The sequence below is a fragment of the Deltaproteobacteria bacterium genome, assembly GCA_016874775.1.
GTDB lineage: Bacteria > Desulfobacterota > Binatia > Bin18 > Bin18 > VGTJ01.
The window spans coordinates 20,466-33,501 of sequence record VGTJ01000043.1 but is presented as its reverse complement, the minus strand read 5'-3'; the positions used below and the strand labels follow the sequence as shown (position 1 = coordinate 33,501).

Genomic DNA, 13,036 nt, shown 5'->3' with positions numbered 1-13,036 from the left:
TCAATTGTGTCCATTCGGTCATGGTCAGGTCCGTTGGATAAACTCGCGGCAGTGTATTCATCCCTCAAGCTTACCAATCCCTTTTTCAAAACACTCTCTTAGCACAGGGCGCTCGACCCTCGGGCGTCAGAAAAGTGGAAACGTTCGCTCGACCGTATCTTGAGGATCTGATTTCCACGACGACTCCGTATGATCGCCTAGCGTGCATTAAAGCCGTAGAGGCTGCTGCTACACTCTATCGGAAACTCCGAACCCAGCTTGCCTCGGCGTCTTTCACTCCACGACTGGAAGCCGAGGCTGCAGCGATGGCGTATCTTGGGGAGATTGAGGGTAGAATCCGCTTGATAGAGAGGGCAAACTAAGAGGGCGGCGGGCACAGCCCGCCCTACGTGTCCTCATGGGCCTCAGGTAAGGCGGGCTGTGCCCGCCGCTGCCTCATTTATCTACTTGGAGGAGATACGATGGAAACCCATCAACTTCGCACCGTCCGCACCATGTGCCCAATGAACTGCCACCCAACCCTATGCGGAATGCTGGCAGATGTTGAAGGTGACCGCCTCGTCAGCGTACGTGGCGACAAAGACAACCCCGATAGTCACGGCTTTCTGTGTGTACGCGGACAAGCGTCACAGGAAATCATTGGTAACCCGAAGCGATTGCTTTATCCGATGATTCGGGATCGTCGCGCCGATGATGCCAGGCGGCAGGTGAGTTGGGATGAGGCGTTTGCGTATATCACTAGCCGGATGCGAGCGGTCGGACGTGAAGCTGTTGGTATATGGACTGGTCATGGCATTGCTAGTACCAACTATGGGGCTCGTATCTATGGTCAACTGGTGCGACGTTTTGCCAATTTCTATGGTTGTCAGTGGTGGAGCTCGACGATGATCTGTTGGGGGTTGGGTGCATTCGGTTTGGGAATGACCGGCGTACTGGAAACCAACACCAAGGAAGATATGGGAGAGCACTCGCAACTGATTGTGTTGTGGGGCGCGACACTGGCGAGCCAGCCAAACACCGCGCGTCATATCATCGCGGCGAAAAGGCGCGGTGCGTATGTTGTCGCTATCGATGTCCGCCACACTGAGGCAGCGGCACAGTCAGACGAAGTGTTCCTGTTGCGGCCAGGAACCGACACGGCGTTAGCTCTTGCTATGCTGCATGTCATTAGTACGGAAAAGTTGTATCACAACGAGTTTGTCGCCCAGCATACTGTTGGTTTCGATGAATTAGCCGCCCATGTACGTGCCTATACTCCGGATTGGGCAGCGGCGATCACCGGCATTGCTGCTGAGCGGATTGTCGCGTTAGCGCGTTGTTATGCTACGACGCGTCCGGCCATGATCGTTTTGGGTGGGAGTTCGATGCATAAAGGTGACAATAGCTGGCATGCTGGACGTGCAATTGCCTGCTTGCCCGGACTGACGGGCAATCTCGGTATCTCAGGCGGCGGATTCGGGCCGCGCCATGCCAGTTCTACTCATGGTCAGGCGTTAGCGAACCTCATCGCTGAAGAACGGCGACCAGCCGGGAACTATATTCCCAGTCAGATGCCGCAGATCACTGCTGCCCTGCGCGAGCAACGAGTGCGAGTGCTGTTCTTGTTGGGCACGAATACCATGTCGTCATTTGCTGACACTGAACAAATGGCTGAAGGACTCGACCGCACGGATTTGGTGGTCAGTTACGATTTGTTTCTGAACGATACTGCGCGCCGTTTTGCCGACGTGATATTGCCTGGCACGGCGTGGTTAGAAGAACTGGGATGCAAATCGACCAATACGCATCTGTACTTGATGGAACAAGCGCTTCCTTCGCCTGGCGAAACGCGACCTCTGAGTCAGGTGCTACAAGGCTTAGCACAACACTTACAGTTAGATGGTTTCTTTCCGTGGAACTCGCAAGAGGCACTGATCGATGCAATCCTGAATCATCCGAGCACTGGTCATGTCACCGTTGCGCAGATGCGACAAGAAGGCGGCATGCGTCCGTTGCAGATTTCGCATGTGGCTTATCCTGATCGTCGCTTTTCGACTCCGTCAGGGAAAGTCGAATTCTACTCCGCGCAAGCGCAGGAATCGGGCTTACCGCCACTTCCTGTATACGAAGAACCCGCACCGTCTTCCTATCCACTCACGTTAAGCCAGGGCAGAACACTGACGCATTTTCATAGTTTCTATGATCATGGCAGAGCGTTACCGTCGTTGGCGCAGCTCGATCCGGAACCGTACGTGTGGATCTCGCCTGGTGATGCTACAGCCCGCAAGGTAACGGATGGGGCGATGATTCGCGTCTACAACGAGCGTGGAACGCTCCAGGCCCGTGCGCGTGTCACGGCTGAGGTACCTCCCGGGACTGCATGGATGCGCGATGGATGGTTGGGGTTGAATAGCTTGACCTCAGGACAGCCTGTGCTGCCTGATGCCGCAGTCTGTATGTACGGCTTCTCAGCGGGACAGGCATCGTTTGCGGCGAGAGTTGAAATAGAGTCGGTATAGAGCCTTTGCGAGAACACGGCATGAAGCGTTCTTCTTTGGTGGCTGTCAAGATAGTCTTGACGGCGCTATCGTTGTCAGGTTATCCTTGACAACTCTGAAGGAGGATAACCTCATGACCAAGACAAAACGAAAAGTGCCGCTCTATTGTTCATTCTGTCGCAAAGACGAGCATACTGTAGAAAAGCTGATTGGTGGTCCTGGGGTGTATATTTGCGATGCCTGCGTGGACATCTGTAACAAGATCCTAACCGGAAAGTCCGTGCCGTCGTTTCCTGGATGGGAGACGTTAAGCGATGACGATCTGCTCGATACGCTCCGTCCGGCCGCAGTGGCGTTGGATAATGTCGAGAGTACGTTGAGGCAACACGTCACACAGTTGCGAGGACGTGGCGTGACGTGGATACGGATCGGTGAGGCGCTGGGCGTCTCACGACAAGCGGCCTGGGAGCGATTTTCCGGGGAGGAGTAGCACCGTAGTTTCTTCGACCACTGCGAATCTGCTACACCACCTACAGACGGCACGATACGTAGGCGCGTTTCTCCTGCGTTTTCGGAGAAGGGCCGCCAGAAAAAAGGGGGAGAGTATGCGGTGGCCGGTTCGCTATCACATCATTGGCTTGCTGTTCTGCAGCACGGTGGTCAATTACATCGATCGGGTCAACATCTCGGTCGCCGCGCCCGTCATCATGAAAGAGACCGGCTGGGATAAGGCACAGTTTGGCTTAGTGTTTTCCGCCTTTCTAGTTGGCTACGCGCTGTTACAAATTCCCGGCGGTATGATCGCCGATCGTTGGGGCGGACGCAAGGTCTTGGCGATCGCGTTCTGTGGCTTCTCCTTGTTCACGGCGCTGACCCCGCTTGGTGAGTCGACCTTTGTACTGCTCATGCTGATGCGGTTTTTCGTGGGTGCATTCGAATCGGTCACCATACCGGCCCTCACCTCACTCAATTCGCGGTGGATTCCGCGGGCTGAATTTGCCCGCGCGCAGACTCTGAGCCTCTCGGGTCTCACCATCGGACAAATGATCGCCTATCCGCTCACCACCTGGATCATTTTGCATTGGTCGTGGCAGGTCGTGTTCTATGTGAATGCGGTGTTAGGTTTTATCTGGGCGTTCGCGTGGCTGCGCTATGCCACCGACACACCTGAGACCCATCCCCACATCAGCGCAGAAGAACGTGAGTACATTACCTCACAGCTCCCGCCGAAACCTGCTACTCCACTTCCTGTCCGTGCGGTGTTCACCAGTCCGTCTTTGCTGATGGTCTCTCTGAGTTACATGTGTTTCGCCTACATGGGATGGATGTTTCTCTTCTGGTTCCCTGACTACCTGGTAGAAGGACGGGGCTTTTCGATGACCAGGATGGGAATCATGGGAGTCATCGTCCAAGCCGCCGGCTTTGTTGGTATTCTGACTGGTGGGGCGATCTCCGATCGGCTGCTGCGCACGGGCTGGAGTCCTCAGTTCGCTCGTGTACGCTTCCCTGGGATCGGCGTGACTTTGTCGTTGCCATTTCTGATTGCCGCAACGCAGGTGGAGTCCTCGACACTGTGTGTGATACTGCTGATTGGGTTCTTCTTCATGTTTGCCACTGCGATCTCCGGATTTACAACCGTGGCCTTAGAGTTTAATCCCAGCTTCGCTGGATCAATCTTCGGCATGATTAGCATGTTGGGAAGTTTCGCCGGTATTCTTGGTCCGATGACGGCAGGCTACATGCTGAAGCAAAGTGAGGGCAATTGGGCGATCCCGTTCCTTGCCGCAGCAGGAGTCGGAGCGGTATGCGCAGCCATTCTCTTTGTTGTCCAGATTCGCCCGATTGTGGTGGATTCTTTTCTTCCGGCTAGGGGCACGCTCCGTGAGCAGCCACATTAAGAAGCGGTTGAAAGCCTACCATTCGTTCCCTCAACGACTAGAGCAGATTGCAATTGCATTTATCCTAATTCCCAACATTCGACCCTCAGCCTAGCCCTCTCCCTGGCAGGGAGAGGGAAGATCGAGCGCAGCGAGAACGGGTGGGGGTAATGCGCAGGATAAAGCCAACTGAAAATCGCTATAGAGAATTCAGTCGAGAGCGTTCTCTTTCCTTATCTTGGCAGTTGCAAGGTAAACGTACTGCCTTCGCCCTCTACACTCGACAAAAGAACAGCACCATCGTGTGCAAGCATAATCTTTTTCGTCAGACTCAGTCCCAGTCTATACCCACCAGTATCCCTCCCACGCGATTTGTCCACGCGGTAAAACGGTTCGAACACATGGGCTTGATCTTCAGGCGTAATACCTGGCCCGTGATCACTAACAGAGACACTGACATGAGCGGCATCATGGAACACGCGAATTTCCACTGGTGGGCCGATAGGAGGTGTATACTTCAGCGCATTATCGACCACGTTACGCAACGCAATGCGTACGCGGTCAGCATCGATTTCCAGCAAAAGCGTGTCTGGAGCAGCGACGAGTTGTACCGCCGGTTGTCGGCCCTGATACGCGCTCACTACCTCTTGTACAAGCCTCACCAGATCAATTTCAGTTTTGCTTAATGCTCCATAGCTGCTGGACAGACGTTCTGTCTCCAACAACTCCGTCACCATCGTCTCTAACTCACGGGTGTCGCGTTGGAGCTGTTCACGAATGGATTGATCCGACACAAACTCCAGCGCTACTTTCATGCGTGTCAGTGGCGAGCGCAGTTCATGACTAACATCGAGCAATAACTGTTGCCGGGCTTGCAGCATCTGCCGGACTTGCGTGATCATGTGATTGAATGAAGTGGTTAACCGACCCAGTTCGTCAACCGTTCGCGCCGGGACCTCATAGGCAAAGTTGCCGCGCGCAATCTCCTGTACGCCGGTATTCAGCCAATGCAGAGGACGAAAGAGCCAACGGACAACCAGGTAACTGCCTGCGAGAATCAAACCAATCACCGTGATGAGCCACAACAATACCCGACGAGGGCCGCGGCGAAACGGCTCACGCGGAAAGAGAAACGTATACTGCACATGCTGTCGGTCCAGAGTAGCGAAAAAGTGTTCACGATACCGACCGAAGCGCCGAGGCTGTGACTGGGGAAAAACCTCTCTCAGCTCATTGGCTGAGGGGACTGACGGCATCGTGGACCATTCTCCATCTGTCGTGCGCACCCGAATGTGTATACCCAACTCTTGCGCCAACAATTGGGCTTTCTCGTGTTGTGGCGGGTTTCCCAGTTCGTCTGCCAAATAGTCGACATACCTTTGCAGATGTTTGCCCAGTGGCGTCTCAGCAAATTCTGAACGATCGAACGTCAAATGGAAAATAGCCCCAACGGTGAGCATTAACACTACCGTCGTGCCGGTGTAGACAAGCACCAACTTGAGGAACAACGAGCGTCGGAGAAAGACGAGGCGCTTCTGGAGGGTAGTGAAAAAGGCGCTGGATTTCACTTGTCTTTCTCAGTGGTATTGGGAGATTTCTTTTTTCCCTGCGGAGCACGAGCGCTCTCGTGGCGCGCGGTCACTGGGGTTGGTAAGAACAAATAGCCAGTGCCCCAGACGGTTTTGATGTAGCGTGGGTGTTTAGGATCGTCCTGGAGCTTTTGCCGTAAGCGGCTGACGGCGACATCGATCGAGCGGTTGTAGGCTTCCCAGTCGATGCCGCGGAGCTTATCCATAATTTCCTCTCTGCCAAGCACCGTCCCAGGACGGTGCAGAAAGAGGGTCAGGACCTCAAACTCAGAGGTGGTGAGATCAAGCTCGGTCTCATGCAACCACACCCGCCGCCCACGGAGGTCAATCGTCAAATCCTCGGCTTGGAGGTGTTCCACAGGCGACACAGGAGTCGGTACTGTTCCTGCACGCCTCAGCAGCGACTGCACCCGGGCGACCAATTCGCGCGGCTCAAATGGCTTTGCCAGATAGTCATCGGCACCAAGTTCGAGTCCAGCCACACGGTCGGCGAGTTCACCCCGTGCCGTCAGCATAATGATCGGCACGTTGCTTTCGCTGCGGATCTCTCGACACATGCTGAAGCCATCGCGATCCGGCAACATGATATCGAGAATAATCAATGCCGGCGCATGGGTGCGTAAGAGCTTCAACCCCTCATCCGGGCGTGCCGCGGTTAACACTTGTAGACCGAACTGCTGCAGATAGGTCTTGAGCAGTTCGGTCAAGCTGCGATCATCATCGATGATGAGGATGGTTGACATGTGTAACCGCGATCACCGGGGATTAGGTCATTTACTCTGACTCATCATGATGATGCTGCATCCGCTCTCTCATCCGTTCAAGATGGTCAATGACCTTAGTTTTCTGTTCAGGAGTCAACGTCGCGTGCAGTTCAGCGACTCTCGCGACGATCTGAGGGGCGACCTGACTCAGCGCGGCTTGTCGCTGCTCGAAGAGTTGCAGCACTTTCGTTTGATCAAGCTGGTTACTCTCGATCTGGGCTACGATCTCATCGAACAGCTGAGTTCGCTCATTGCGGAACTCCTGCCGCGCCTGTTTGATCGCTTGATGAATAGCTTCGAGCTTGACCTTTTGCTGCTCATCAAGATTGAGCCGCTTGGCAACCCACTCAACTCCATGACGTCCATGTCCTCTATGCGCGTATGCTCCCCAAGACAAAGCCCCAATGACCGTTGCCACTCCAGCAATGATGACCAAAAGCTTCCGTTTCATAACAACCTCCTCTGGTATGAGAACTTTCACCAACGAATATAGGTGTTCCCACACCGCAAGTCTTCTCAACTTGGTAACGGATTGTAACAATGTGTAACAAAGAAAGGCTAATGAGTTTTGACAATCAACTTCGGTAATACGCGGCTGACAAAATCCCCCCTAGCCCCCCTTTACAAAGGGGGGAATTGGAACGGCCCCCTTTGATAAAGGGGGCCGCGCAGAGCGCGGGGGATTTCTGCGGCGAGATGGGTAATAGGCGGCATTACCGATTTTGCCCGTCAAAGTTCATTAGGCTTGAGGTTGGAGGAGAAAAAGGAAGGCAAACTAATGTGCCGGTTCTCGAACGTCTTCAGCGATGACCCCATCGACCAAGCGAATCTTCCGATCACAACGTTCAGCCAGGCGTGGGTCATGAGTGACGATCAAAAATGCCGTACCGCGTTCCTGATTGAAGCGACGTAACAGTGCGAAGATGTCATCTGCGGTTTGGGTATCGAGATTGCCCGTCGGTTCGTCAGCCAGCACGATCTTGGGCGTCAAGATCAACGAGCGGGCAATCGCCACGCGTTGCTGCATACCGCCGGAAAGGGCAGTTGGTTTCTTGTTGACCGCATGGGCGAGCCCGACAGCTTCTAACAACTGGAGAGCTTCGGTGCGGCAGGTTGACGTGTAGTCGCGGTCTCGCATCAAGGCAGGCATTAAGACGTTCTCTAGCGCGGTGAACGCGGGCAAGAGATGATGAAACTGAAAAACAAAGCCTAACGTTGATAATCGAGCCCGCGTACGTTCGTCTTCACTGGCTTGACCAACTTCCTGACCGTTCAAGCGATACGATCCGCTACTGGCAGGCTCCAACAAACCGAGAATGTTGAGGAGGGTACTTTTGCCCGAGCCCGACGGACCAATCAGTGCCGTGAACTCGCCTTTATTTACCGTGAAGCTCACACCGTGTAACACTTCCTGTGCGATTGGTGTGCCCTCGTTATAGGTCTTACGAACATCATCAAGCGCGATAATGGGCGTTGACATACAGAGTTCCTGTGATTTACACCCGTATTGCTTTCGCAGGGTCGAGACCCGCGGCGCGACGCGCAGGTACCGTAGCCGCAAGTAAACCAAAGACTAATGCAACCAATGCGGCACTGGCATACAACTCTGGTGAAAACTGGACCTGAAATAACGTCGAACCATCAGCCGCGCGTAACACACGACTACCGAGTGCCATCAATCCAGTGCCAACGACGCAACCAACAATGGCTCCGATGACTCCAATAACCGCACCCTGAATCAGAAACACGCGTAGAATATCTCCACGCGACGCACCAATGGCGCGGAGAATGCCGATCTCTTTCTGCTTCTGGACAACCGACACAACCAGTACGCTGGTGATGCCGATCGCGACAATGACCGCAACGAACGTTCGCACGATCCGTGTCATGATGGTTTGGTTTGCCAGAGCGGTGTACAACTCACGATTGGTTTGTTCCCAGCTCTCGACTTTTTGATCGGTGCGCTGCCGCAACGTAGAGGCTATCTTTTCCGCAGTAAAGACATCTTTTACTGCGATATCGAGACTCGATGCCCCACCCGCAAGATCAAGGATCGCCTGGCCGGTGCGCAAGTTAACATAGACAAGGCGACGATTGGCATCGCGATTGCCGATGTCGTAAATCCCGCGAATGTTGAAGGCGCTACCAGTACTACGGGCAGTCTTGAGATACACTTTATCGCCGACGCCGACCCCAAGGTCTTTCGCCAGCTCGATGCCAATAATCGCGTCATCAGGGTTGAGATCAAGACTCCCCGTAACAATCTTCTCGTCCAACTTGGTCACCTGAACATAGGGTTCCGGGTCGATGCCGTATATCGTGATTGACTTATCCACTTCCCCGCGCAAGACGAATCCGGGACCTGAAACTGTCGGGGTAAGGGCAACAACTTCTGGCAGTGTCGCAAGCTCAGCGGCGAGATACTGCCACTGATCAATCGAACGCAGGCGTTGTGCCCGCGCTTGGGTCGTGGCAAGAACGACTGGCCTGTAGCCGTTGTAGAATTGTGGAGAATTCACTTCGTCAGGGGGGCGAATCACTATATGTGACTGGGTTCCTAAGGTGCGGTCAACCAGGTCGGCTTGGACACCGGTGATGACGCCGGTAATAAAGATGATGAGGCTGACACCAATGCTTGTACCGCCAATGATCAAGGCCGTTTGCATACGGCCCTCGCGGAGGAACCGTAAGGCTAAGGTACGCTCGAATTTCATCATGAGAGCACCTCACTTCGTGTGTTGGCAATAAGGCGAGGACGAACACGTGTACCTGGGGTGACCACCGCGTTGAGGACAACGTGCTCGCCAGCTTGTACACCGCGAAGGATCTCAATGTGTCCGTCGGCTTGCATGCCAGTCGTGACTGATTGGCTCACGACTCTCCCTTCCTGGACAATGAGCAGGGTAGGCGTGCCACTCGTGACTCCACGTACCGCTTCAAGCGGAACCACGAACGCATGTTCTTTGTGGGCAGCACGGACTTCGACGGTGAGGGTCATATCCGCCCGCAAATGTGCAGGAGGTTCAGGAATACGAAACCGTGCTTCAACAGTGCCACGTTCGGGATCGACACTTGGGGCCAGGTAGTACAGTTCCGCGGAGAATTTACTGCCAGGAAACGCATCGGCTGACGCGAGTGCTGTCTCGCCGACCTTGAGAAACGGGAGGTTCTTTTCGTCGATCTGCGCGGTAATGCGCGTCTCACCGGCAGTGGCAAGGGCGAGGAGTTTTTTCCCTGGTTGCACGATGTCGCCTGGTTCAACGTCACGCGTGAGGACGGTACTGGCGGCACTCGCGCGCAGTTGGGTCTGGGCTAGCTTGGCTGCAGCGAGTTCACGAGCAGCCATCGCTTCGGATAATCGTGCCTGGGCTTCACGGGTTTGTGCACCAGACTGGCGTTGCGCTTTCACTTGGGTCTGGGCCGCTTCATGCTGACTTTTGGCGACTCGATAGGCACGTTCAACTTCATCGAAACGAGCGCGGCTCAACACTCCCTCTGCTAAGAGATCTTGATAGCGACGTATTTCCCGCTCCGACCAGTCAAGCGTTGCCTGGGCTTGCGCGAGGGTTTCATTTGCCGTAGCAAGCCCTACTTCTGAAACGGTAGCGACCCGTACACGGGCTTGTTGTTCGTTGGCTTCAGCTTGTCGTAGTGCCGCTATCAATTCGTAATTTTCTAGCTCAATCAACACTTGGCCAGCCTCGACACGGTCGCCTTCTTCCACGAGTACCCGTGCCACGCGGCCGGTGATCACCGAGCCAATATCTACGCGAGCGGGACTCATAACTCGACCGGTGGCGATGACCGTTTGGATAAGTGGCTGTGCCTGCACTGAAATAACCTCAACAGTAACACCGCGCACTTGTCGCATGCCGATCAACACTCCGACCACACTGAAGATTACCAGAAGGAACAATAACTTTTTGTGTTGGATCAAGAAACGAGGCATACTTTCCCTCACTTTCCTGTGCTCAGTCCCCGAATCGCCATATCGACGCGTTGGGCGATAGCGGCGTCACTCAGCACATCGTTATTGAGGCGTTCGATCATTGCTGCAGGAAGTCCACCCTGACTGGTGAACATAGTCGCCAAGATGTTGGGCATAGCGATCCCACTAGCAAGGAAGGTGATTGCTTGGAGAGGAGGCATCTTTCGCAGCAGCCCTGCTTGCTGGCCCGCGACGACGAGTTGAGCCAGCACTGCCAGATGCAACGGGAAATGACGGCGAAAGAATTCTACCGCAGTGGGGTCGTCGCTCATGGCATCTGCCATCAAGCGACGCATCAATTGGCGATTATCACGGGCAAAGTGACCGAGGACGGTCAAAGCAGCGCGGAGATGCTCCACTGGCGGACGGTCAGCATGAGCCTGAAATGTGAGCGTTGCGAACATCTCCTGATACACCTCGTGTAACACGTGCGCCAAAAACTCCTCGCGCTTCTTAAAGTGGTAATGAAACATGCCAAGGTTCACCCCGGCTCGGTCGGTGAGCTGACGGATCGAAAAACCTCGACAACCAGTTTCCGGTAACAACTCACGCGCGGTAGCAATCAGCACTTGATCGATATTCCTGCTCGGTCGCGTCATGTTTTTATTTATACGAATGTATAATTATACAATCAAGTAGTTTTTACTCGGTTGACAAGAAAATGTATTCGACAGCAAAAATTGATGCCGTAGCCGAAACAAGGAGGGCAATCGTGAAATTTGGTGTCTTATATGATTTTCGCAATCCTTCCCGCAGTGAATGGTTCCAGCCGTGGCCAGAGTTGTACTCCAGCGCGTTTGAGCACATGCAGGAGATGGAACAGGTGGGTTTTGACTCGCTTAGCCTCTGCGAACAACATGGCGATCCCGAAGGCTACAACTCCGGTATCGCAGTCACCATGACTGCGGCGGCGACTCGCACTCGTGATGCTGCCCGACTCGATCGACCATATACCCAACAGTTGGGCCAAGCCATACGAAATTGCCTCGAAACACGAAGCTGCGTAACGAGATTAAGTCTGCGCGATCGCTTGAGGGAATCCGTCGTTGCTCTTCGGTGTGAAGTAACGGTCCGTTCAAGCCACGCGTGACCGTGAGACAGCAATAGAAGGCAAAGCCACGGTCCAGAAGTCAGAAGCAACGAGATACACTGACCAGCCGAGGACACTAAAGATCGCAGCCCCCAACAGCGTCGGACGATAACCGAGACGGTCAGCTACGTAACCAGAGGGAAATTCCAACGCTGCTACCACGACGCCAAAGACCGCTTGTAGGATCATGAGCTCGGTCATTGGTAAGCCGAACTGATCTTTCCACAGCAACGTAATGATGGCGAAGGGAAACAACGCCATCACCAAGCCGTGGTAGGCACAGAGGAGCAATGGATTGTGTGTGAGGCTGCGGGTGTACATGGAAAAATCAAGGGAAGGGAGTCGTTGCTGTTCTCAATGGCCGGCAAATGCAACAAGGCTATCTGCCAAACGTCCCATCTGGATAGTAGCGTGCGCTGTGCGCACGGAGAGCGGTCCAGGCAAGGACATCGTGCGCACAGCGCGCGCTACAGGCTATAGCGGTTCTGCGTAGGATGGGCACTGCTCACCGATCCGACGGTCGCATGCTCATAGCTCAACCACCAAATGTCCCGTCTGGATAGTCGGCGAAACAGGCGACACCTTCGGGTAACGTCAGCCACGGCTGGCCTGCTGAACACCAGACACTAAAGGTCGGCTTGATGATGCTCTTGTCGTCCAAGGTGCCACCCATCATTGAGCGAATGTCGGGATAGCGATCGAGTGTGATCGATACTGCCGAGCCACACGTCGGGCAGAAGTGTCGTTGCAACCGGTTGGTGCCATCAACTGCGGCTTCGTAGACTGCTAATGGCCCTTCAATAGTCACGGCGTGTTTGGGAAAGATCACACCAATGAGAAATGCCGACCCCGACTGTCGCTGGCAACGTTCGCACTGACAAAGCCCAATGGTCGTGGGTTCACCTTCGTAACGATAGCGCACCGCTCCACACAGACATCCCCCTGTTCCGCTATTTGCTGTTGATCGCGTCATTGAGTGTTCTCCTTCTACTAAATCGAAACCCAGAACATTCGTAGAGTTTCCGCTTTGGTCTCTGCGGATCTGTCATTCTGAGCAACGCGAAGAATCTCTTTGCGAGACCCTTCGCTCCGCTCAGGGTGACATCGCCGCTGTGCTAATCTCTTGTGGCCTGATTTAGCGTAGAGACGCCCTGCCGGGGGTGTCTCTACAAGGACATCTACATCCCCTCTTTCCTGATCTGGCTCGATAGCATACGACAAAGAGCAATCACTACGCGAGAGGCCTCAGCA

14 protein-coding genes are annotated in these 13,036 nt (G+C 54.3%); 5 read left to right on the top strand and 9 right to left on the bottom strand.

The window, feature by feature from the left end:
- Window positions 1-134 precede the first annotated feature (134 nt).
- The 4 genes from FJ147_09680 to FJ147_09665 all read left to right on the top strand — a co-directional run bounded on the left by FJ147_09680 (window position 135) and on the right by FJ147_09665 (window position 4,375).
- On the top strand, window positions 135-362 hold the full coding sequence (locus FJ147_09680; protein MBM4256154.1) for a hypothetical protein: 228 nt from the start codon (window positions 135-137) through the stop codon (window positions 360-362).
- 99 nt (window positions 363-461) lie between these two features.
- The gene (locus FJ147_09675; protein ID MBM4256153.1) at window positions 462-2,498 is read left to right on the top strand and encodes a hypothetical protein; all 2,037 of its coding nucleotides are present in this window, start codon (window positions 462-464) and stop codon (window positions 2,496-2,498) included.
- A 112-nt stretch (window positions 2,499-2,610) separates the two neighbouring features.
- The gene (locus tag FJ147_09670; protein ID MBM4256152.1) at window positions 2,611-2,967 is read left to right on the top strand and encodes a hypothetical protein; all 357 of its coding nucleotides are present in this window, start codon (window positions 2,611-2,613) and stop codon (window positions 2,965-2,967) included.
- Between the two features lie 115 nt (window positions 2,968-3,082).
- Entirely contained in the window at window positions 3,083-4,375 is a 1,293-nt protein-coding gene (locus tag FJ147_09665; protein ID MBM4256151.1) for an MFS transporter, read from the top strand.
- 212 nt (window positions 4,376-4,587) lie between these two features.
- On the opposite strand, the gene FJ147_09660 is transcribed toward FJ147_09665, so the two are convergent.
- From FJ147_09660 to FJ147_09630, 7 genes are all read right to left on the bottom strand, one after another.
- Window positions 4,588-5,922: a HAMP domain-containing histidine kinase gene (locus FJ147_09660; GenBank protein ID MBM4256150.1), complete on the bottom strand. Its 1,335-nt coding sequence runs from the start codon at window positions 5,920-5,922 to the stop codon at window positions 4,588-4,590.
- On the bottom strand, window positions 5,919-6,686 hold the full coding sequence (locus tag FJ147_09655) for a response regulator transcription factor (protein ID MBM4256149.1): 768 nt from the start codon (window positions 6,684-6,686) through the stop codon (window positions 5,919-5,921). The genes FJ147_09660 and FJ147_09655 overlap by 4 nt, the downstream gene beginning before the upstream one ends.
- A 31-nt stretch (window positions 6,687-6,717) precedes the next feature.
- Window positions 6,718-7,158 carry a periplasmic heavy metal sensor gene (locus FJ147_09650; protein MBM4256148.1) on the bottom strand — a complete coding sequence of 147 codons (441 nt, stop codon included), beginning with the start codon at window positions 7,156-7,158 and terminating at the stop codon, window positions 6,718-6,720.
- A gap of 324 nt (window positions 7,159-7,482) precedes the next feature.
- Window positions 7,483-8,187 (bottom strand): ABC transporter ATP-binding protein, encoded by a 705-nt coding sequence (locus FJ147_09645; GenBank protein ID MBM4256147.1) that lies wholly within the window; start codon window positions 8,185-8,187, stop codon window positions 7,483-7,485.
- 16 nt (window positions 8,188-8,203) lie between these two features.
- Window positions 8,204-9,424 carry an ABC transporter permease gene (locus FJ147_09640; protein ID MBM4256146.1) on the bottom strand — a complete coding sequence of 407 codons (1,221 nt, stop codon included), beginning with the start codon at window positions 9,422-9,424 and terminating at the stop codon, window positions 8,204-8,206.
- On the bottom strand, window positions 9,421-10,656 hold the full coding sequence (locus tag FJ147_09635; protein MBM4256145.1) for an efflux RND transporter periplasmic adaptor subunit: 1,236 nt from the start codon (window positions 10,654-10,656) through the stop codon (window positions 9,421-9,423). The genes FJ147_09640 and FJ147_09635 overlap by 4 nt, the downstream gene beginning before the upstream one ends.
- Before the next feature lie 8 nt (window positions 10,657-10,664).
- The gene (locus FJ147_09630; GenBank protein ID MBM4256144.1) at window positions 10,665-11,294 is read right to left on the bottom strand and encodes a TetR/AcrR family transcriptional regulator; all 630 of its coding nucleotides are present in this window, start codon (window positions 11,292-11,294) and stop codon (window positions 10,665-10,667) included.
- A gap of 113 nt (window positions 11,295-11,407) precedes the next feature.
- Between FJ147_09630 and FJ147_09625 the strand changes: the two genes are divergently transcribed.
- On the top strand, window positions 11,408-11,785 hold the full coding sequence (locus tag FJ147_09625) for a hypothetical protein (protein ID MBM4256143.1): 378 nt from the start codon (window positions 11,408-11,410) through the stop codon (window positions 11,783-11,785).
- Here FJ147_09625 and FJ147_09620 read toward each other — a convergent pair.
- Both FJ147_09620 and FJ147_09615 read right to left on the bottom strand, forming a co-directional pair.
- The gene (locus tag FJ147_09620; protein ID MBM4256142.1) at window positions 11,771-12,106 is read right to left on the bottom strand and encodes a hypothetical protein; all 336 of its coding nucleotides are present in this window, start codon (window positions 12,104-12,106) and stop codon (window positions 11,771-11,773) included. The genes FJ147_09625 and FJ147_09620 overlap by 15 nt on opposite strands.
- Window positions 12,107-12,320: 214 nt before the next feature.
- On the bottom strand, window positions 12,321-12,758 hold the full coding sequence (locus tag FJ147_09615) for a GFA family protein (protein ID MBM4256141.1): 438 nt from the start codon (window positions 12,756-12,758) through the stop codon (window positions 12,321-12,323).
- Window positions 12,759-13,036: the final 278 nt, after the last annotated feature.